This is a genomic window from Rhizobium aureum (assembly GCF_030182495.1).
Lineage (GTDB): Bacteria > Pseudomonadota > Alphaproteobacteria > Rhizobiales > Rhizobiaceae > Rhizobium > Rhizobium tropici_C.
Genome location: NZ_JAQJCI010000004.1, coordinates 118458 through 138120, shown reverse-complemented (window position 1 = coordinate 138120; position 19663 = coordinate 118458). Strand labels below are relative to the sequence as shown.

The 19663-nt window shown below is 59.5% G+C and carries 18 protein-coding genes and 2 pseudogenes; 4 read left to right on the top strand and 16 right to left on the bottom strand.

Going from position 1 to position 19663, the window contains the following annotated elements:
• Nucleotides 1–71: 71 nt before the first annotated feature.
• Nucleotides 72–1388 (bottom strand): replication-associated recombination protein A, encoded by a 1317-nt coding sequence (locus tag PH552_RS11810; RefSeq protein WP_112341028.1) that lies wholly within the window; start codon nt 1386–1388, stop codon nt 72–74.
• Nucleotides 1385–2788: a DegQ family serine endoprotease gene (locus PH552_RS11805; protein WP_183763606.1), complete on the bottom strand. Its 1404-nt coding sequence runs from the start codon at nt 2786–2788 to the stop codon at nt 1385–1387. The genes PH552_RS11810 and PH552_RS11805 overlap by 4 nt, the downstream gene beginning before the upstream one ends.
• A gap of 174 nt (nt 2789–2962) precedes the next feature.
• Here PH552_RS11805 and PH552_RS11800 point away from each other — a divergent pair, with 174 nt between their 5' ends.
• Nucleotides 2963–3310 carry a lysozyme inhibitor LprI family protein gene (locus PH552_RS11800; protein ID WP_183763609.1) on the top strand — a complete coding sequence of 116 codons (348 nt, stop codon included), beginning with the start codon at nt 2963–2965 and terminating at the stop codon, nt 3308–3310.
• Nucleotides 3311–3520: 210 nt separating this feature from the next.
• Here the strand turns inward: PH552_RS11800 and ilvD are convergent, their stop codons facing one another.
• The gene (gene ilvD, locus PH552_RS11795; RefSeq protein ID WP_183763612.1) at nt 3521–5359 is read right to left on the bottom strand and encodes a dihydroxy-acid dehydratase; all 1839 of its coding nucleotides are present in this window, start codon (nt 5357–5359) and stop codon (nt 3521–3523) included.
• A 337-nt stretch (nt 5360–5696) separates the two neighbouring features.
• Here ilvD and msrP point away from each other — a divergent pair, with 337 nt between their 5' ends.
• Together msrP and msrQ are read left to right on the top strand one after the other, a co-directional pair.
• Nucleotides 5697–6650 (top strand): protein-methionine-sulfoxide reductase catalytic subunit MsrP, encoded by a 954-nt coding sequence (gene msrP, locus PH552_RS11790; protein WP_183763614.1) that lies wholly within the window; start codon nt 5697–5699, stop codon nt 6648–6650.
• Nucleotides 6647–7303, top strand: a complete 657-nt coding sequence (gene msrQ, locus PH552_RS11785; RefSeq protein WP_183763632.1) for a protein-methionine-sulfoxide reductase heme-binding subunit MsrQ — start codon at nt 6647–6649, stop codon at nt 7301–7303. The genes msrP and msrQ overlap by 4 nt, the downstream gene beginning before the upstream one ends.
• An 18-nt stretch (nt 7304–7321) precedes the next feature.
• Here the strand turns inward: msrQ and PH552_RS11780 are convergent.
• The 7 genes and pseudogenes from PH552_RS11780 to PH552_RS11750 all read right to left on the bottom strand — a co-directional run bounded on the left by PH552_RS11780 (nt 7322) and on the right by PH552_RS11750 (nt 13835).
• Nucleotides 7322–8674 (bottom strand): annotated as a pseudogene (locus PH552_RS11780) (IS701 family transposase).
• Between the two features lie 72 nt (nt 8675–8746).
• Nucleotides 8747–9515 (bottom strand): annotated as a pseudogene (locus PH552_RS11775) (IS5 family transposase).
• A 78-nt stretch (nt 9516–9593) separates the two neighbouring features.
• A complete protein-coding gene (locus PH552_RS11770) occupies nt 9594–10484 on the bottom strand; it encodes an efflux RND transporter periplasmic adaptor subunit (protein WP_183764977.1) in 891 nt (296 codons plus the stop codon).
• Nucleotides 10481–10690: a DUF1656 domain-containing protein gene (locus PH552_RS11765; protein ID WP_015339618.1), complete on the bottom strand. Its 210-nt coding sequence runs from the start codon at nt 10688–10690 to the stop codon at nt 10481–10483. The genes PH552_RS11770 and PH552_RS11765 overlap by 4 nt, the downstream gene beginning before the upstream one ends.
• Before the next feature lie 4 nt (nt 10691–10694).
• Nucleotides 10695–12767, bottom strand: a complete 2073-nt coding sequence (locus PH552_RS11760; protein ID WP_183764974.1) for an FUSC family protein — start codon at nt 12765–12767, stop codon at nt 10695–10697.
• Entirely contained in the window at nt 12764–13234 is a 471-nt protein-coding gene (locus PH552_RS11755) for a MarR family winged helix-turn-helix transcriptional regulator (protein ID WP_183764972.1), read from the bottom strand. The genes PH552_RS11760 and PH552_RS11755 overlap by 4 nt, the downstream gene beginning before the upstream one ends.
• A 190-nt stretch (nt 13235–13424) precedes the next feature.
• A complete protein-coding gene (locus PH552_RS11750; protein ID WP_483315492.1) occupies nt 13425–13835 on the bottom strand; it encodes a ribosomal maturation YjgA family protein in 411 nt (136 codons plus the stop codon).
• Between the two features lie 183 nt (nt 13836–14018).
• Here PH552_RS11750 and PH552_RS11745 point away from each other — a divergent pair, with 183 nt between their 5' ends.
• The gene (locus PH552_RS11745; protein WP_183764966.1) at nt 14019–14888 is read left to right on the top strand and encodes a DUF817 domain-containing protein; all 870 of its coding nucleotides are present in this window, start codon (nt 14019–14021) and stop codon (nt 14886–14888) included.
• A 94-nt stretch (nt 14889–14982) separates the two neighbouring features.
• On the opposite strand, the gene rplQ is transcribed toward PH552_RS11745, so the two are convergent.
• The 6 genes from rplQ to secY form a co-directional block, all read right to left on the bottom strand.
• Nucleotides 14983–15405 (bottom strand): 50S ribosomal protein L17, encoded by a 423-nt coding sequence (rplQ, locus tag PH552_RS11740; protein WP_015339614.1) that lies wholly within the window; start codon nt 15403–15405, stop codon nt 14983–14985.
• A 47-nt stretch (nt 15406–15452) separates the two neighbouring features.
• Nucleotides 15453–16463: a DNA-directed RNA polymerase subunit alpha gene (locus PH552_RS11735; RefSeq protein WP_037152076.1), complete on the bottom strand. Its 1011-nt coding sequence runs from the start codon at nt 16461–16463 to the stop codon at nt 15453–15455.
• Nucleotides 16464–16566: 103 nt separating this feature from the next.
• On the bottom strand, nt 16567–16956 hold the full coding sequence (rpsK, locus tag PH552_RS11730; protein WP_004118426.1) for a 30S ribosomal protein S11: 390 nt from the start codon (nt 16954–16956) through the stop codon (nt 16567–16569).
• 131 nt (nt 16957–17087) lie between these two features.
• Nucleotides 17088–17456, bottom strand: coding sequence for a 30S ribosomal protein S13 (rpsM, locus tag PH552_RS11725; RefSeq protein WP_004118424.1), 369 nt, complete (start codon nt 17454–17456; stop codon nt 17088–17090).
• Between the two features lie 217 nt (nt 17457–17673).
• Nucleotides 17674–18324: an adenylate kinase gene (locus PH552_RS11720; RefSeq protein WP_183764963.1), complete on the bottom strand. Its 651-nt coding sequence runs from the start codon at nt 18322–18324 to the stop codon at nt 17674–17676.
• Nucleotides 18321–19661, bottom strand: a complete 1341-nt coding sequence (gene secY, locus PH552_RS11715) for a preprotein translocase subunit SecY (RefSeq protein WP_112341042.1) — start codon at nt 19659–19661, stop codon at nt 18321–18323. Before secY ends, PH552_RS11720 begins: the two co-directional genes overlap by 4 nt.
• Nucleotides 19662–19663: the final 2 nt, after the last annotated feature.

The following is a 19663-nucleotide window of genomic DNA, read 5'->3' as shown; positions in this document are numbered from 1 at the left end:
GAAACGCTCTATCTTTTTGTTTTCACGCAATTCCGGACGGAAAACCGCTTCGCACTTTTCCTGGAATTGCTTTAGCGTTCGCCGCGTTCCTTGCGCAGCTTCGACCACCAGTCCAGCCGCTTGCGGATCTCGCGCTCGAACCCGCGCTCCGGCGGATCGTAGAAGGTCTGGCGACCCATCTTCTCCGGAAAGTAATTCTGGCCTGAAAAGGCATCCGGCTCATCATGATCGTAGCGATAACCGTCGCCATAGCCTTCGGTCCGCATCAGCTTGGTCGGTGCATTGAGGATATGCTTGGGCGGCAGAAGCGAGCCGTTTTGCTTGGCGGCCTGGGTCGCGGCTTTGAAAGCCGTGTAGACGGCATTGGATTTTGGCGCTGTGGCGAGATAGACGCAGGCCTGGGCCAGCGCCAGCTCACCTTCCGGTGACCCCAGATAATCATAGGCGTCCTTGGCGGCATTGCAGATGACAAGCGCCTGCGGATCGGCAAGCCCGATATCCTCCACGGCCATGCGCACCAGCCGACGGCCGAGATAGAGCGGATCCTCGCCGGCATCGAACATGCGGGCGAGATAATAGAGCGCGGCGTCCGGATCGGAGCCTCGGACCGACTTATGCAGCGCCGATATTAGATTATAGTGACCGTCCTGCGCCTTGTCATAGACCGGAGCGCGGCGCTGGACGATCTTGACCAGCATGTCGGGATCGAAAAGCTCGTCCTTGCGCGCGGCGCGCCAGACCTCTTCGGCCAGCGTCAGCACCGAGCGGCCATCGCCATCGGCCATGCGGATCAGGCTGGCGCGGGCATCCTCCGTCAGCGGCAGCGGCTTGCCCTCCACCGTCTCAGCCCGGCGCAGCAATTCTTCCAGGCTTTCCTCATCATGAGAGCGGAACGTCAGCACACGAGCGCGGGAGAGAAGAGCGGCATTGAGTTCGAAAGACGGATTTTCCGTGGTTGCGCCCACTAGAATGACGGTGCCATCTTCCATCACGGGCAGGAAGCTATCCTGCTGGGCGCGATTGAAGCGATGGATCTCGTCGACGAACAGCAGGGTCTGGCGGCCATCCATGCGGCGCAGTCTTGCCGCCTCGAAGACCTTTTTCAGATCGGCGACGCCGGAGAAGATCGCCGAAATCTGCTCGAAGGCGAGACCGGCTTCTCCCGACAGCAGGCGAGCAACCGTCGTCTTGCCGGTGCCGGGCGGCCCCCAGAAGATCATCGATCCCAGCGAGCCCGCTTCGATCATCCGGCGCAATACGCCATCCTCGCCGGTCAGATGTGCCTGACCGGTGACTTCTGCCAGTGTTTGCGGCCGCAGACGGTCGGCGAGAGGCCGCTTGTTGGCGACCTCCTCCGGTATCCGCGGTGCAAACAGGTCATCGCTCATCGGAAGAACTGCCTGATACGCTGGCCGTCACGCTCGATCTCGACGCGCCAGAAGCTTGGGTTTGACATGACGGTCCGCTGAAGAATCTCGGTCGTGTTGATCGCCACGCCATTGATGGAAATGACGATATCACGCGCGGCAAATCCCAGTCGATCGGCCGGCGAGTTCTGCTTCAGGCTTTCGATGACAACGCCCGTGGAATCCGGCGGCAGATGCAGGTCATCGGCAACCCGCGGGGAAAGATTGGCAACGGTTGCGCCGGAGAAGGGATTGTTGCCCTCGATCACCCGCTCATCGCGCGGAATGGATTCCGGTGCTGCGGCAAGCGTCATCGTGGTCTGATGTTCCTTGCCGGTATCGAGCACGGTCAGCGACACGGTCGCGCCGAGACCGGCCGTCGTCAGGCGATAGCCGAGCGCATCCGGATGCTCGATGGAGATATTGTTCAGCGCCGTGATCACTTCTCCCGGCTTGAGACCGGCCTTGGCCGCCGGGCCGCCATCGACCACCTTGGTCACCAGCGCGCCGCGCACCTTGTCCAGGCCAAGCGCTTCGGCGACATCGGATGTCACCGGCTCGAACGTGGCGCCGATATAGGGCCGCTCGAAAGACTTGTCGCCACGATCGGCTGCGGCAAGGAAAACCTTGACCAGGTTGGCTGGAATGGCAAAGCCGATACCATTGGAGCCGCCACCCTGGGAGAAGATCGCCGTATTGAGCCCGATCAGCTCGCCGGTCATGTTGACGAGCGCGCCGCCAGAATTGCCGGGGTTGATCGAGGCATCGGTCTGAATGAAGAAGCCGACCTCGTTCTTGACCTGGTTGCGGGCAAGCGCCGAAACGATACCGCTCGTTACGGTCTGGCCCACACCGAAGGGATTGCCGATCGCGAGCACGAGATCGCCGACCTCGATGCCGTCGGAATTGCCGAGCGGCAGAACCGGGAAAGTCTCGTTCTTCGACTGGATCTTCAAAACGGCGAGATCGACGCGATCGTCCTTCAGCACGACCTTGCAGGGAAATTCGCGGCCATCCGAAAGTGCGATCTTGATATCGTCAGCGCCGTCGACGACGTGGTTATTGGTGATGACGGTACCATTCGCCTCCACGATCACACCCGAGCCAAGCGAAGATTGCTTCTCGGTGCGATTCGGCATGCGCTGTCCGAAGAACTGCTCGAAGAAGGGATCGCCGGCGAAGGGAGACTGGCGCTGCACGACGCGCTCGGCATAGACGTTCACCACGGCACCGGCCGTCTGCTTAACCAGCGGAGCGAAGGAAAGCTGCATCTGCGTCTGGCTTTCCGGCAGCGTCTTTGCCGTTTGAGCCTCAGCGGAAAGCGGCATCGCCATGACGAGAGCAATCATCGAAACGGCAGTGCGCTTCAGGAGGACATGCATGGAAATTTCCCTTTTTAATTCTCTTTAAACAACGTTGTAGCGCCCGACGCTAGAAAGAAAAGAGGGCGGAAGCATGAAGCATAAATGGAGGTTTGCGGCGATAAAAAACAGGCTCGCCGAACAAAAACGTGCTGTCATGCATTTCGCGTTGGGAATCGTCAAAGGGAGCAACATATGCGATCGAACCATCTTGCCGCCGCCACTTTCCTCATCTCATTGGGCATGGCCGGCATCTCCCACGCCGCCAGCTTCGATTGCGAGGCACAGAACCTGAAACCGGACGAGAAGACGATCTGCGACGTGAGGGCCCTCAACGATGCCGACGTAAAGATGGTGACGACCTTCGACCTGCTCTCAGGCCTTCTCGCCATGGGCGCACGCGGCACGATGCAGGACCAGCAGACGGAATGGCTGAAGAAGCGGCAGGCTTGCGGAGCTGACGTGGCTTGCCTGACTACGTCCTATGAGGAGCGCCTGAAGGTGCTGAACGACACCTACAAGCAGATCAATCGGCCGCTGTAAGAGCTTGGTCTGCTGTGATTCAGAGGCTTGCCCCAACAGTCCCCTCGTCCCGCCTGCGGGGAGAGGGCTAGGGTGATGGGCAAGCGCAGCGACAGCCAAACTCCGTCGCTGCGATAAAGCTCGAAAGCCCCTCATCCGTCCTCTCGCGGCCGAGCTATGCTCGACCGTTCGAGTCCACCTTCTCCCCGCTGTGCGGGCGAAGGGGTCTAGTTACTTCCCACCCAGATCGCGAACCGCGCCGCGATCCGCGCTGGTCGCAAACGCGGCATAGGCCTTCAACGCCGTGGTGACGTTGCGCTTGCGCACTTCCGCCGGATGCCAGCCTTTGGCGTTCTGGGCTTCGCGGCGAGCAGCAAGTTCCTTGTCGTCGACGCGCAGGCTGATGGTGCGGTTCGGGATGTCGATGTCGATCATGTCGCCTTCGCGCACCAGGCCGATCGTGCCGCCGTTGGCTGCTTCGGGCGAAACGTGGCCGATCGACAGGCCCGAGGTGCCGCCGGAGAAGCGGCCGTCGGTGATGAGCGCGCAGGCCTTGCCGAGGCCCTTCGACTTCAGATAGCTCGTCGGATAGAGCATTTCCTGCATGCCGGGGCCGCCCTTCGGGCCTTCGTAGCGGATGACGACGACGTCGCCGGCCTTGATCTCATTGCTGAGAATGCCCTTGACGGCAGCATCCTGGCTTTCGAAGACCTTGGCGGGGCCGGAGAACTTCAGGATCGATTCATCGACACCGGCCGTCTTCACGATGCAGCCATCGAGCGCCAGATTGCCCTTGAGGACGGCAAGACCGCCATCCTTGGAGAAGGGATGCTCGACGGAGCGGATGACGCCCTTCTCGCGATCGGTATCGAGTTCTTCCCAGCGGGCGTTCTGGCTGAAGGCAACCTGGGTCGGAATGCCGCCGGGAGCCGCGCGGAAGAATTCGCGCACGCTTTCGCTGTTGGTGCGGGTGATGTCCCAGCGATCGATGGCGTCGCCGAGCGTTTCGGCGTGAACCGTCGGGCAATCGCGGTTGATCAGGCCGCCTTTGTCGAGCTCACCGAGGATCGACATGATGCCGCCGGCGCGGTGCACATCTTCCATGTGAACGTCGTTCTTCGCCGGTGCAACCTTGGAGAGGCACGGTACGCGGCGCGAGAGCGCATCGATGTCGGCCATGGTGAAATCGACTTCACCTTCATGCGCAGCGGCAAGAATATGCAGAACCGTGTTCGTCGAGCCACCCATGGCGATATCGAGCGCCATGGCGTTCTCGAAGGCCTTCTTCGATGCAACAGAGCGCGGCAGGATGGATGCATCCTCCTGCTCGTAATAGCGGCGGGCAAGATCGACGATCAGGTGGCCGGCTTCGACGAAGAGGCGCTTGCGGTCGGCATGGGTTGCGAGCGTCGAGCCATTGCCAGGCAGCGACAGGCCGAGCGCCTCGGTCAGGCAGTTCATCGAATTGGCGGTGAACATGCCCGAGCACGAGCCGCAGGTCGGACAGGCGGAGCGCTCGATGACCTGGACATCCTCATCGCTGATCTTGTCGTCGGCAGCGGCAACCATGGCGTCGACCAGATCGAGCGCATGCTTCTTGCCATGCAGGACGACCTTGCCGGCCTCCATCGGGCCGCCGGACACGAAGACCGTCGGAATGTTCAGGCGCAGCGAGGCCATCAGCATGCCGGGGGTGATCTTGTCGCAATTGGAGATGCAGACCATGGCGTCGGCGCAATGGGCGTTGACCATGTATTCGACGCTGTCGGCGATCAGCTCGCGCGACGGCAACGAATAGAGCATGCCATCATGGCCCATGGCGATACCGTCATCGACGGCGATGGTGTTGAATTCCTTGGCAACGCCGCCGGCTGCCTCGATTTCACGCGCCACGAGCTGGCCGAGATCCTTGAGGTGGACGTGGCCGGGCACGAACTGGGTGAAGGAGTTGACCACCGCAATGATAGGCTTGCCGAAATCGCCGTCCTTCATACCCGTCGCACGCCAAAGGCCGCGCGCGCCGGCCATGTTGCGGCCGTGGGTGGTTGTTCTGGAACGATAAGCTGGCATGGTGTCTTCCTCGTCATCCTGGAAATTGTGCGGCGTCGGGCATCGGCCAAGGGTTTCAGGCCAAAGAGCGCCGGCAACTCCGCTTTTTGGAATTGTCCTAATCCAATCGTGCAGTACTGTCACTATCAACTCAAGCGAATCCGGTACGCTGTCGGGCAAGGGCCGCGTCCGGGCAAACAAGTCGCTCGACCAAAGTTGGGAACGAAACGGCCCTATGACAAGCGCACACAAAAAGTTGCTTTCACTTCCAAAGAAATGCCAGCCTAAGAGTGTAACAAAACCCGTGTCCGTTGCGTATCGCTCATATCAAGCTGCTATCGCATAAAGGAATTGTTCCATGGCCGCCTATCGCCCGCCGAAAATCGCATCCTCCGAGATCACACCCCGCTCGATCTATCTGAAGCGGCGCGAGTTCCTGACGGCCGCAGCGGCCGGCATCGGCATGGCGGCAATCGGCGGCAATGCGGCGCTGGCCGAAGCCCTGACGGCGAGCAAGAGCAATTATACGGTCAATGAGAAGCTGACGCCGCTCAAGGACGTCACCACCTACAATAATTTCTACGAATTCGGCCTCGACAAGTCCGATCCGGCCAGCCTCTCGGGCAAGTTCAAGCCGCGCCCCTGGACGGTCAAGGTCGATGGCATGGTCAACAAGCCCGGCACCTTCGACATCGACGCGCTGATCAAGGAATTCCCGCCGGAAGAGCGGGTCTATCGCATGCGCTGCGTCGAAGCCTGGTCGATGGTCATTCCATGGGATGGTTTCCAGCTCTCGGCCTTGCTCGACAAGGTGGAGCCGCAGGGCAGCGCCAAATATGTGGCCTTCGAGACAGTGGTGCGGCCGGAAGAAATGCCGGGGCAATCGGGCCTCCTGCTGCAATCTCTGAACTGGCCCTATGTCGAGGGCCTGCGCCTGGACGAGGCGCGCAATCCGCTGACGCTGCTTGCCGTCGGCCTCTATGGCGAGACCCTGCCGAACCAGAACGGCGCGCCGATCCGCCTCGTCGTGCCGTGGAAATATGGCTTCAAGGGCATCAAGTCGATCGTCCGTATCACGCTCACCGACAAGCAGCCGCTGAACACGTGGCAGGCAACCAACAGCCAGGAATATGGCTTCTACGCCAACGTCAATCCGGCCGTCGATCATCCGCGCTGGAGCCAGGCGACGGAACGGCGCATCGGCGAAGGCGGCTTCTTCGGCTCCAACCGTCACCCCACCCTGCCCTTCAACGGCTATGCCGATCAGGTCGCCCGCCTCTATAGCGGCATGGATCTCAGGGTGAATTTCTGATGGCCCTCTCCTTCGCTCTCCCAAAACGCTGGCAGCCCGCCTCCGTCTGGGCGCTCTACTTTGTCGGGCTTTTACCGGCGGCCTGGGAATTCTATCTCGGCGCGACGGATCAGCTCGGCGCCGATGCGGTGAAGACCTTCGAACTCTTCCTGGGACTGTGGGCGATCCGCTTCCTGCTGCTGACGCTTGCTGTCACACCGCTTCGCGATCTCTTCGGCTGGAACTATTTGCGCTATCGCCGCGCGCTAGGCCTGCTTTGCTTCTACTACGCGCTGATGCATTTGACGGTCTATATGGTTCTAGACCAGGCGCTAGATGTACAGGCCGTCATCGACGACGTATTGAAGCGGCCCTTCATCATGTTCGGCATGGCCGGTCTCGTCATGCTGCTGGCGCTCGCCGTAACCTCGAACAATTTTTCGATCAAGCATCTCGGCAAGAAATGGATCTGGCTGCATCGCCTCGTCTACATCATCGCCGCCTGCGGTGCCCTGCACTTTGCGCTATCGACCAAGGTGCTATCCGTGGAGCAGTTCATCTATATCGGCCTGCTGATCGCCATGATCCTTTACCGCTCCTATCGGCCGATCATGATGGAAAGGCGACGGGCGGCGCGCAAGCCGGCCGCGGCCTCTAGTTCCAGAGCGGCCTGAGAACGGCCGCTCTACCTTTCAAGCTAGCACTACTTTGGCAGAATTGAATTTGGGGTCATTAGGAACCTGATACGGCAGTGAGGACATCGTTGTGGTGGATGGTGGTTTGAGAGCGCGGCTATGACAGCGCGTCGGATGGCCGGCAGTGTCGGCTTAGGCGGGCCGCGCCTCTTCCTTTTTTTCCCGCTTTGCCTTGTTGAGGCGTTGATGTTGAAGAAAGGCATAGGCAATCATCGTCATCAACGCGTGTCGGTGGAGGCCCTGCCATGATCGACCTTCAAAGTGATCGAGGCCGAGCTCTTCCTTCATCTGCTGATGGGCCTGCTCGCAGACCCATCGCGCCTTAATGGCCGCCGCGAGCGCTTTCAAGGTCGCCTCGGCCGGCAGATTGGAGAGGTAGTATTTGCGCTCGTCGTTTGAACGCCATTCACCAACGAGCCATGCCTCTTCACCCGGCATGTGTTGCTGTCCCTTGTCGAGGATGCGTTGTGGGGAACCATCAGCAATGCGAATGCGTAGGGCAGCGAAGCGTGCTGTCAGTCGACCTTTCGTGCCGTGACGCCAACTGACTTTCTTCCAGGTGTTTCCTTCCAAGATCGTTTCGGCTGCGGTCGAAAGAGTGTCGGGGATCGAATGCTTGCGTGGCCGTCCATGGCCGGCGACAGGAAAGACCAATGCGACATCATGAGGATAAACCTTCTGATGCTTGGGAATACCGACAGCCCAGGTGAGATTGCGCGCACTGAGCCCCTGGCGAAACGCAGCCGACAGACCATAGCCGGCATCCGCAAGCACGGTGCCAAACCGCACGCCCGCGGCCATCAGCCGATCGATCTCGCCGAGCGCGATCTCCGGTTTGGTGCGGGATCGGCGCATCTCCTCGGGAACACCAGCCTTCGCCATCCGATCCTGATCACTCGTCCAACTGTCGGGCAAGAACAATCGTAAGCCCACTGGGACGGGAACCTCGTCGCGGGCCAGCGTCAACGACACCAGCGTCTGGCAATTGGCGCGCTTACCGAGCATCGACGCGTACTGCGGCGCGACCCCAACAGAATGGTCGCCTTTCTTCGGCAGACCTGTGTCGTCGATCACCAGAAAAGCATCTGATGCCCCGACAATCTTGTCGGCCTGCACCGCCAGTTCCGCCTCAAGAGGACCGGCATCCCAAATCCCATCCGAGATGAAATGATGTAGGCGGTCGTAGCGATCAGGTGCCAGACGTTCCGCCATCGGCTCGATACTCTTGCGATCGCCAGGTCCGATGAGGCCCGAAATATAGACCGGGCACATCTGCCGCCGCTTCTTGTGACCAAGCTTCTCGACGAACGGCTTCAGCCAATCTGCCAGCGCAACATCCAGTTCCGACATCTCGCGCACCCCTGTGAAAGTGCCCAAGATGGCCCATCATCGTAAATGACCGGTTAATCTGCCAAAGTAGTGCTAGGACACCGACTCATAAGATCGTAGCCAGATACGAATTGAGGCGAGCTGGATCGATGCGAGGAAATTGTCGTCGCGTTTGTCGTATCGGGTTGCGATAGCTCGGAAGTGTTTGAGTTTATTGAAAAACCGCTCGACAGCGTTGCGTTGTTTGTAAAGCCATGAGCTGAAGTCGGGAATATTGACCCTGTTTGGCATGGGGCGGATACAGCCCCATGCTCCGCGTGCTTTGAGGTCTTGTCGCAGCCTGTCGCTGTCATAAGCGCGGTCAGCCAGAAGTATTTGACCGGCCCGACAGTCGCCAACATATCGGTCGCCGAGCGTCCGTCATGGGCCTGGCCGGCTGTCAGCTTTAAGCGGATCGGTCGACCATCGGCATCGACAAGAGCATGAATTTTGGTTGTCAGCCCCCCGCGCGAGCGACCCATGCAACCGGATCGCTCGTCTTTTTTTGACCGTTGGCAGCATGTTGGTGAACGCGGATTGACGAGCTGTCGATCAGCTGGATATCGCCATCGTAAGCTACTGATATTGCGTCGAGAATACGCCGCCAATGCCCCGCATGACGCCACCGGTTAAAGCGGTTTACGCAGGTCGTATAGGGGCCATAGCGCGCTGGAATATCCGCCCACGGCGCACCAGTTCTCAGGCGCCAGAAAATCCCATTCAAGACGCGCCGGTCATCAACGCGGGCCTTACCCCGAACCTTGGTCGGCAGAAGAGGTTCGATCACAGACCATTCGAAATCCGTCAAATCAAAGCGCGCCATCACTGCCTCCAAGCCTCAGAGACAATGAATCACAAATTCTTCAAATCCAAAACTATTTTATGGGTATGTGACCTAGAGTTATTCGGCAGCGCTGGCGATTTTCGCTTGGCCCTGCTCTTGCACCTCGACCGTCGCCGTCAGGCCGGCGATCAGCTTCGTGCCTTCGGGAACCTTGTCGAGGGCGATACGCACGGGTACGCGCTGTGCCAGACGCACCCAGCTGAAGGTCGGCGTGATGTTGGCAAGCAGGCTGCCTGAGGTCCGTTCGCGGTCCTCGATGCCATAGGCGATGCTTTCGACATGGCCGGTCAGCTTCTCGGTCTGGCCCATCAGATGGATATGAACCTCGTCGCCGATATGTATGCGTGGCAGCTTGGTTTCTTCGAAATAACCTTCGACGCGCAGAGAATCGCTATCGATCAGCGCCACCTTGGCGGTGCCGGCGGAAACATAGTCGCCCGGACGCAGGCTGAGGTTCGAGATCGTGCCGTTGACGGTGGCGCGAACTTCGGAGCGGTCGAGATTGAGTTGGGCGAGTTCGCGATTGGCAGTCGCCTGGCGAACGGCAGCTTCATCCTGCTGCACTGTGGTCAGCGCCTGCTCCTTCTGCTGCAGGGAGGCGGCATCGCCAAGGCGCGCCTGACGCGCGCTTTCGCGCTGAGCCTGCTCGAGAGCCGCCTTGCTGCTTGCAAGGGCTGCATCCGCCTGTTCGAGAGCGATGGCGAAACGATCGCGATCGACGCGGAAGAGGATATCGCCCTTCTTGACGGTCTGGTTGTCCTTGACAAGGACCTCGTTCACGAGACCCGAGACGTCAGGCGCGATGCCGACGACATCGGCCCTCAGGCGCGCATCGCGCGTCCACGGCTCGTCCATGTAGTGGCCCCAGAGCTGGCGGCCGACATAGACGGCGGCAACAACGAAGATGAGTGTGACGGCCACGCGGCCGATGAGTTTTAACGCGTTCATGTAAAGTACCAACGGGAGACTGAGGAGACGGCGCCGAGCAGCAAGACGTAAAGCGCAAGATCGAAAAGACCGCGATGCCAGACCAGGGTGTAGACTCCGATCCATGCGAGCAGGCGTCGAAGGATGATGACGACAAACAGCGTCAGAAGCATGAGAACGAGAAGGCGCGGGATATAGACGCCATAAAGATCGAATTCTGCGGGCATGATATTACTCGGCGGCAATGGGATGAGGTTGGGTTATGTCCGCCACGGGCGGTCGCCAGCTCACCGGCGGCTCGGCATGGGGGAAGAGCGCCCGGCGAAGACCGACGAGCGCATCAAGGCTCGCCCGAGCGGAATCTCGCTTTTCCTGTGCGACGGCTTCAAGGCTATGATCGATCGACACACGCAGTTCATCGGCCGGATCCACGGCCCGTTTTGCCTTCAGCCGCGAACGATAGAAATCCGATACGCCGATCAGGACTTCGCTGACGGATGCAGCGGCAGCCGGTTTCAGCTTGGCACGCTCCTTCTGCAGCATCAACACGTTGAAGCCGAGACGGACATCGGCATAACCGTCGACCTTTTTCAGTTCGCGGTCCTCGATGCGTGCAAGGCGGGGAACGAGCTGGCCCAGGCGATCGAGGATGCGGCCTGAGAGGCGTTCATGATCGGCGCGGCGGATGCCGGCGGCAGTTTCAGCGAGATCTCTCCAGCCGGCCCGCACCAGCCGCCAGGCGGCAAGTTCGGAACCGAATGGGCGGGTAAGCAAAGTCCAGACCAAGGCAAAGCCAACACCCGCCAGAGCGGCGATCGCACTGTTGATGAAGCTGGCGAAATCGGCGGTGTAACGATCCTGCAGCGCGATGAAACTTGCGCCGTTTACCGCCAGCAGCATGCCGAGCATGTTGGTTTGCGGGCGGGTGATCAGCAGCCCCATCACCAGGAAGGGCGGCGCAAAGACCAGCACCAGCATCTCGAAGCCGGAAATCAACGGCAAGACGCCGAAGATATAGACGCAGGCGATGACCAGGCTCACCGCAGTCCAGATGAACATGGTGGTGATGAAGGGCGCGGGACGATCGAGCGCGGCGAAAAACGAGCAGGCAACGGCCACCATGGCGATGAAGCCGGCACCATCCGCCCAGCCGGAATAGATCCAGAAGAAGCAGGCGACGGCGATTCCGGCGATGACGCTACCGGCCGAGAAGGCCAGCAGGGCGTAATCATAATGCCTGCTGCGACCGACGACATTGCGATAGCGGAAGGCGGGGCGCCAGGTGCCGACCTGCTGCCCCGAGACGATCTGGGCACGCAGCGTCAGGCAATCCTGCCACAAGTCGACGATTTCCTTAAGGCGAGCGAGAGCGCTCGATCGGACGAGGTCGTCCCACCCGATATCGAGGTCGTTCTCCTGCAACTCCTCGATCTTCCGCGACAAGGTCTCAGCGGTCTCGTCGGCCTTGCCGCGACCACCCTGCCCCAGCCAATCGGCCACCTCGTTCAAAACAACGACCAATTCCTGCGGTAGCGGTTTGCCACCGGCCTTCAAGGCGTGCAGGCGATCGGCCAAGGAGGAGAAGAGCGGCAGGAGCATCAGCAGGCGGCCACGCAGCTCGCGCGAATGCCTGACGATGTCACGGCTGCCGGCATCATAGCGCAACTGGCTGATGACTAGATCCAGGCCGGAAACGTCAGCAGCAAGCTTCTGCCGCTTCAAGGGCGTTGCCGGCGAAGCGCCCTCGCCGCGCAGGATCTCGTCGGCCCAGGTGCCGGCGTCGTCCAGCCAGGAACCTATGCGTTGGCCGAGAACGGTGCCGACGCTGCTCGGAAAGACGACGGCGCTGACCACGCTCGCACAGACGATGCCGATGAGAATTTCTTCAGAACGGGCAAGCGCGACATCGAAAATGGTTTCGGGCGAGCCGACGGTCGGCAGCGCGATCAGCGGCAATGTATAGCCGGCCAGCATGAAGACATAGCTGCGCGAGGTGCGGTCGAGCATCGAGATGAACAGCAAGGTGCCGGTCCACAGCGCGACAACGATCGAAAGCAGTTCCGGCGCGTTGACGAAGAGCGGGATGAGGATCACCGATGCGGTGGCACCGATAAGCGTGCCGAGCGCGCGATAAAGCCCCTTGGAGCTGGTCGCGCCGGCTAGAGGATTGGCGACCACATAAACAGCGGCCATCGCCCAATAGGGACGCGGCAGATCGAGCGACAAGGCGATGAACAGCGCCATGATCGCAGCCATGAAGGCTTTGACGGAAAATAACCACTCACGCCAGGATGGAATGCTCATGAGACCTTCTCCGGCTCCGGTTCGACGGCCTTGGATGCCTCAAACTCCTCGAAAGCCTTCAGGACGCGCACCGCAGCTTCGATATCCGCAGGGTCGACATTGGCAAGGATCCTGCAACGCAGCTCATCAAGTACGTCTTCCATGCGGGAGGCCAGCTTTTCGCCTTCCGGCGTCAGCCACAGGCCTTTCGCGCGACGATCCGTGGGATCATCCTTGCGCATGACAAGATCCATGCTTTCGAGCTGATCGATCAGCCGAACCAGAGACGGGCCCTCGATGCCGACATAGGTGGCGAGCACCACCTGCCGCACACCTCCCCCCAGGCGGCTGATCCAAAGCAGCGGCGCGGCCACCGCCTCGGATATGCCATGGGAGCTCAGTGCGAGATCGACAACCCGGCGCCACTGGCGGCCAGTGGTCAGCAGATTGGCGGTGAAGAGGCGTTGTAGAGCATTTGACGAGTTCATGAGAACCTATTAGCACTAAACTAATTAGTATTCAAATTATTATGACTCAAAGCGCCATTTAAAATGGAAAATGCAGCCATGCGAATATCGAGAGGGGCAGTGGTAACCCGCCGGGATCGCACGCGAGCGATGGGCTAATAAATCACTCAGTAATGATCGACGTCGCCGAGATAGGAACTGGGCAAGAACATCAACCCGGGCGCGTCGTCCCGGACAGGACGCGATCAAGTACCAGCGCCAGCGCGATGCCGGCGGCATAGGCGACGATGTTCCAGAACGAGAATACCCTGCCCAGCAACAGGGCTCCGGCGGCAGTCAATCGAAAGGCGTCAAGATCAGGCGTGTGCCAAAGCCTGAAAAGTTCTACGGCGACGGCGACAAACAGCGCCGCCACGGCAATCCTGAAACGCCTCGGCGACACGAAGATTGTCGCCAGGAGCCAATAGACCATCGCTCCCCATAGGATCGAGCCGCCATATTTGACGACCGCGAAAGAAAAGCCGGCCGAATATCCAAAGCGTCGCAGTCCAAGGCCACAGACGATCGTCAGTGCGAAAGCCAGGACCAGCAAGCCTCTTCGGTTGCGGTATCGTGTCGATATGCCCACTCGGCCTTCCTTTGGATCATCGCCTGATAGATTTTCCGTTTATAGCGAAGGCGGCACCTTCATTCGCTCCGATCAATCGAAAATGTCTTGGGATATTGCAAGGCCAAGCTGCAATTTTGCCATGCTCCTCGTATCTTCGTGAGACGGAGAATGCCGCTGCGTGGGGAAGCGTTTCACATGGCCAAAGTTGTTTCCTTGGACGGACAGCTATCTTTCCTCGATCACTATCTCCATCCCGATCCGCGTCATTCCAACCTCACCGGCCTCGCCCGCTTCGCAATCGAATTTCTATTCTTCGGCCTTAAAGAGGCTCGCGCCTGCCTTTTCGCCGGATTTTTCTTTCTGGCGGTCTTTGCCGTGCCGCGAGCCGGCTGGTTCCATATCCCGCGCTACGACCTCCTGCTGATTATCGCTCTGGCTATCCAGCTTTGGATGATATGGGCAAAGCTAGAGACACTCGACGAGTTGAAAGCGGTGTGCCTGTTTCACCTCGTCGGCTTTGCGCTCGAAGTTTTCAAGACTTCTGGCAGCATTCAGTCATGGGCCTATCCTGACCCGGCATACACGAAGTTATTCGGCGTCCCCTTATTCTCCGGCTTTATGTACGCGGCAGTCGGCAGTTACATCATTCAGGCTTGGCGACTTTTCGATCTCCGCATCAAGCATCACCCGCCCTACTGGATGGCGGGAGTGCTTGCATTCGTGATCTACGCGAATTTCTTTGCGCATCATTTTATCGGCGACTATCGCTGGTATATCGCCGCCTGCCTTCTCGGACTCTATGCACACTCGACGGTGATCTTTCGCCCCTATGATCGCGATCGTCGAATGCCCTTGCTGCTCTCCTTCGTACTGATCGGATTTTTCATCTGGCTGGCCGAGAATATCAGCACATTTCTCGGTGTCTGGAAGTATCCCAACCAACTCGGAGCGTGGTCGATGGTTCACGTCGGCAAGTGGAGTTCCTGGTGCCTGCTGGTGATCATGATCTTCACTATCGTTGCCAATCTGAAGCACATCAAAAAGCACGTTCATATTCCCGAGTGACCGTGTGGACTCCAACTATCGAATCCAAATCCCAAAACGACAAAAGGCCGGATGATCGCTCATCCGGCCTTCTATCTTTGGTCCGAAGCTAGCCTTAAGCGGCTGCGGCTTCTTCTTCAGCGGCAACGCGAGCCTTATCGGCTGCGCCCTTGGCATTGACGTCGCGATCGACGAATTCGACAACGGCGAGAGCGGCATTGTCGCCCTGGCGGAAGCCGGCCTTCATGATACGCAGGTAACCGCCGTTGCGGGTGGCGTAACGAGTTGCGATCGCGTCGAACAGCTTCGAAACGACAGCAGCGTCGCGGATCTGCGAGATGGCCTGACGACGAGCGTGCAGGTCGCCGCGCTTGCCGAGGGTTACCAGCTTCTCGACGATCGGACGAATTTCCTTCGCCTTCGGGAGCGTGGTGACGATCTGCTCATGGGTGATGAGCGAAGCCGCCATGTTGGCGAACATCGCCTTACGGTGGCTAGCAGTTCTATTCAGCTTGCGGCCGGCTTTACCGTGGCGCATGGCTATTCTCCTTCACTTGCAGGCATCGTTCGCCTGCAGTTTGTTGGTTAGTATTGGTCTTCGTAACGCTTGGCGAGATCTTCGATGTTCTCGGGCGGCCATGCCGGCACTTCCATGCCGAGGTGCAGGCCCATGGAAGCGAGAACTTCCTTGATTTCGTTCAGCGACTTGCGACCAAAATTCGGCGTGCGGAGCATTTCTGCTTCGGTCTTCTGAATGAGGTCGCCGATGTAGACGATGTTGTCGTTCTTCAGGCAATTTGCCGAGCGAACGGACAGTTCGAGTTCGTCCACCTTCTTGAGGAGCGCCGGGTTGAAAGCGAGTTCGGTAACTGCTTCCTCTTCGGTTTCCTTCTGCGGCTCGTCGAAGTTGACGAACACGCCAAGCTGATCCTGAAGGATGCGAGCCGCGAAAGCGACGGCATCTTCACCGCTGATCGAACCGTCGGTTTCGATCGACATGCTCAGCTTGTCGTAGTCGAGAACCTGTCCTTCGCGGGTATTTTCAACCTTGTAGGACACCTTCTTGACCGGCGAATAAAGGCTGTCGACCGGGATGAGACCGATCGGAGCATCTTCCGCACGATTGCGCTCGGCGGGCACATAGCCCTTGCCGTTGTTGACGGTGAATTCCATGCGGATTTCGGCGCCCTCGTCGAGCGTGCAGATGACATGCTCGGGATTGAGGATTTCGATATCGCCGACCGTCTGGATGTCGCCAGCCGTTACGACGCCTGGGCCCTGCTTGCGGACGACCATGCGCTTGCTGTCATCGCCGTCCATCTTGATGGCGATTTCCTTGATGTTCAGCACGATGTCCGTCACGTCTTCCCGGACACCCGGGATAGAGGAGAACTCATGCAGCACGCCGTCGATCTGCACGGCCGTTACAGCGGCGCCGCGCAGAGAGGACAACAGAACGCGACGCAGCGCGTTGCCGAGGGTAAGACCGAAGCCACGCTCCAGCGGCTCGGCTACAAGCGTAGCCTTCGTGCGACCGCTCGAGGTGAACTCGACCTTGTTCGGCTTGATCAGTTCCTGCCAGTTTTTCTGAATCATGTTTTTGCCTTCCGTTCGTTGCCACCATCCAATCGTGGCAACCGAGCTTGAGTAACACCAAGCCGGGCGCATCTACCCCGGCCGGCGTCGTGAGTGGCGATGATCAGACGCGGCGCTTCTTGCGCGGGCGGCAACCATTGTGCGGGATCGGGGTCACGTCGCGGATGGACGTGATCATGAAACCAGCAGCCTGGAGCGCGCGCAGAGCGGATTCACGACCGGAGCCCGGACCGCAAACTTCAACTTCGAGCGACTTCATGCCGTGTTCCTGAGCCTTCTTGGCGCAGTCTTCGGCAGCGATCTGGGCAGCGAACGGGGTCGACTTGCGCGAACCCTTGAAGCCCTTGGCACCGGCGGACGACCAGGCAATCGCATTGCCCTGTGCGTCGGTGATGGTGATCATCGTGTTGTTGAAGGTCGAGTTGACGTGTGCAACGCCCGACGTGATATTCTTGCGCTCGCGACGACGAACGCGGACGGCTTCCTTGGCCATGTTAGTCCTTTCTTGGATCTCTGCACCGCCGTAATCCCAGCGGCTACACCGAAGCGGCACCCAGAGAGCTCCGCTCCAAACTCAAAAGAGGCCGGCGGACCGCCAGCCTCCCAAATCCGGTTGCCCGGAAATTACTTCTTCTTACCGGCGATCGCCTTTGCCGGACCCTTGCGGGTACGGGCATTGGTGTGCGTGCGCTGGCCACGAACCGGCAGGCCGCGACGATGACGCAGACCACGGTAGGAACCCAGGTCCATAAGACGCTTGATGTTCATCGCGGTTTCGCGACGCAGATCACCTTCGACCTGATAGTCACGGTCAATGGTTTCGCGGATCTGCAGAACTTCAGCATCCGTCAACTGATTGACGCGACGCTCGGCCGGAATACCAACCTTCTCGCAGATTTCCTGTGCAAACTTCGGTCCGATCCCGTGAATGTAACGAAGCGCAATAACTACGCGCTTTGCAGTCGGGATGTTGACGCCAGCGATACGAGCCACGCCTGTTCTCCTTGCATTCCTTTTGCCTTGGCAAAGGGTCTTGTTATGCAGCCCGGGAGCTGCCTGTTCAATGTGTGTCCGCCACATGTCAAAACGACCGTGCTCGGACTTCCCGTTGGAAATCCGCGCCGATCGCATAGCATGTCGCGAGTTGGCGCGGTGTTTAGCGGAATCAGCGCAAAAAAGCAACCGCTCCGGCAAGTTTATTTTAAGCTATCTAAAGCTTAGCCAGGATAGCCTCTATGCTCTCGGTCACATGCTCGATATCGGCCATGCCGTCGATGCTCTGCAACTTGCCCTTGGCATAGTAGTAACCGATCAGCGGCGACGTCTCCTTGTAGTAGACCTGGAGGCGAGTCGCCATGGTTTCGGCATTGTCGTCAGGGCGGCGCTTGAAATGGGTGGAGCCGCATTTGTCACAGACGCCAGCCGTTGCCGGAAGCTTGTCCGTGTCGTGATAGACGCTGCCACAGTTCGAGCACGAATAACGGCCGGAGACGCGGCGAATCAGTTCTGCGTCGTCAACCTTGAGCTCGATCACCACGGAAAGCTCGAGGCCTTTCGCATCAAGCATTTTTTCGGTGGCATCGGCCTGTACGAGCGTGCGCGGGAAACCATCGAGGATGAACCCCCTGGCGCAATCCGGCTGGTCGATGCGTTCGGAAACGATGGCGTTGACGATCTCATCGGACACAAGCTTGCCGGCGTCCATGACAGCCTTGGCGCGCTTGCCAACTTCCGTGCCAGCCTGAACGGCCGCGCGCAGCATATCACCTGTGGAAAGCTGCGGTATGCCATGCTTTTCCACGATGCGCTGGGCCTGGGTCCCCTTACCTGCTCCCGGCGGCCCTAAAAGTATGAGTCTCATCGCCCCCTCTTTCCTCCACGCAACTTCGATTTCTTGATCAGGCCTTCATATTGCTGTGCGATCAGGTGACCCTGAATCTGCGCCACCGTATCCAGCGTTACGCTAACCACGATCAGAAGCGAAGTGCCACCCAGAGACAAGGGAATACCTGTCTGGGATACGAGAATTTCGGGCAGGATGCAGACGAAGACAAGATAGATCGCGCCGATGACCGTGATGCGGGTCAGCACGTAATCGATATATTCGGCGGTGCGCTCACCCGGGCGGATGCCCGGAATGAAGCCACCATGCTTCTTCAGATTGTCGGCCGTGTCCTTCGGATTGAAGACGAGCGCGGTGTAGAAGAAGGCGAAGAAGGCAATCAGGGCGCCGTAGAACACCATGTAGACCGGCTGACCGTGGCCAAGCGCGGCGACAATCGACGTCACCCATGTCGGAAGCGCCGTGTTGTTGCCGAGACCGGCGATAGTTGCCGGCAGCAGGAGGAGCGACGACGCAAAGATCGCCGGAATGACGCCTGAAGTGTTGAGCTTCAGCGGCAGGTGCGACGTATCGCCCTGGAACATGCGCGTGCCGACCTGGCGCTTCGGATACTGGATCAGCAGGCGACGCTGCGCGCGCTCGACGAAAACGATGAGCGCGATGACCAGAACAGCAACGACCAGCACTGCGAGAATTAGCGGCGTCGAAAGCGCGCCGGTGCGGCCAAGTTCAAGAGTGCCGGCAAGCGCGGTCGGAAGACCTGCCGCGATACCGGCAAAGATGATCAGCGAGATACCGTTGCCGATACCACGCGACGTCACCTGCTCACCAAGCCACATCAGGAACATCGTGCCGCCGAGCAGCGTAATGACGGTGGAGATGCGGAAGAACCAGCCCGGATCCACCACGACGCCGTTGCCATGCTCCAGGCCGATCGCAATACCATAGGCCTGCAACGCGCCGAGCAGCACCGTGCCGTAACGGGTGTACTGGTTGATGATCTTGCGGCCCTGCTCGCCTTCCTTCTTCAGGTTTTCGAGCGAGGGAACGACCGAGGTCATCAGCTGAACGATGATCGAGGCCGAAATATAGGGCATGATGCCGAGCGCAAAGATCGCCATGCGCTGCACGGCGCCGCCCGAGAACATATTGAAGAGGCCAAGAATGCCGCCCGACTGATTCTGGAAAGCCTGGGCATAAGCGGCAGGATTGAGGCCAGGAAGCGGAATGTGAGTGCCGAGCCGGTAAACGAGGAGAGCGCCAAGCGTAAACCACAAGCGCTTCTTGAGATCCTCGGCTTTGGCAAAGGTCGAAAAATTGAGATTGGACGCCAATTGTTCCGCTGCAGAAGCCATGC

Bases quoted from the DNA above. Each gene is read 5' to 3' on its own strand.
- secY (WP_112341042.1), bottom strand. From the start codon at position 19,661: ATGGCTTCTGCAGCGGAACAATTGGCGTCCAATCTCAATTTTTCGACC.
- PH552_RS11810 (WP_112341028.1), bottom strand. From the start codon at position 1,388: ATGAGCGATGACCTGTTTGCACCGCGGATACCGGAGGAGGTCGCCAAC.
- ilvD (WP_183763612.1), bottom strand. From the start codon at position 5,359: ATGCCAGCTTATCGTTCCAGAACAACCACCCACGGCCGCAACATGGCC.
- msrP (WP_183763614.1), top strand. From the start codon at position 5,697: ATGGCCGCCTATCGCCCGCCGAAAATCGCATCCTCCGAGATCACACCC.
- PH552_RS11735 (WP_037152076.1), bottom strand. From the start codon at position 16,463: ATGATTCAGAAAAACTGGCAGGAACTGATCAAGCCGAACAAGGTCGAG.
- PH552_RS11770 (WP_183764977.1), bottom strand. From the start codon at position 10,484: ATGAACGCGTTAAAACTCATCGGCCGCGTGGCCGTCACACTCATCTTC.
- PH552_RS11745 (WP_183764966.1), top strand. From the start codon at position 14,019: ATGGCCAAAGTTGTTTCCTTGGACGGACAGCTATCTTTCCTCGATCAC.
- rplQ (WP_015339614.1), bottom strand. From the start codon at position 15,405: ATGCGCCACGGTAAAGCCGGCCGCAAGCTGAATAGAACTGCTAGCCAC.
- PH552_RS11760 (WP_183764974.1), bottom strand. From the start codon at position 12,767: ATGAGCATTCCATCCTGGCGTGAGTGGTTATTTTCCGTCAAAGCCTTC.
- rpsK (WP_004118426.1), bottom strand. From the start codon at position 16,956: ATGGCCAAGGAAGCCGTCCGCGTTCGTCGTCGCGAGCGCAAGAATATC.
- PH552_RS11805 (WP_183763606.1), bottom strand. From the start codon at position 2,788: ATGCATGTCCTCCTGAAGCGCACTGCCGTTTCGATGATTGCTCTCGTC.
- PH552_RS11800 (WP_183763609.1), top strand. From the start codon at position 2,963: ATGCGATCGAACCATCTTGCCGCCGCCACTTTCCTCATCTCATTGGGC.
- PH552_RS11720 (WP_183764963.1), bottom strand. From the start codon at position 18,324: ATGAGACTCATACTTTTAGGGCCGCCGGGAGCAGGTAAGGGGACCCAG.
- PH552_RS11755 (WP_183764972.1), bottom strand. From the start codon at position 13,234: ATGAACTCGTCAAATGCTCTACAACGCCTCTTCACCGCCAATCTGCTG.
- PH552_RS11765 (WP_015339618.1), bottom strand. From the start codon at position 10,690: ATGCCCGCAGAATTCGATCTTTATGGCGTCTATATCCCGCGCCTTCTC.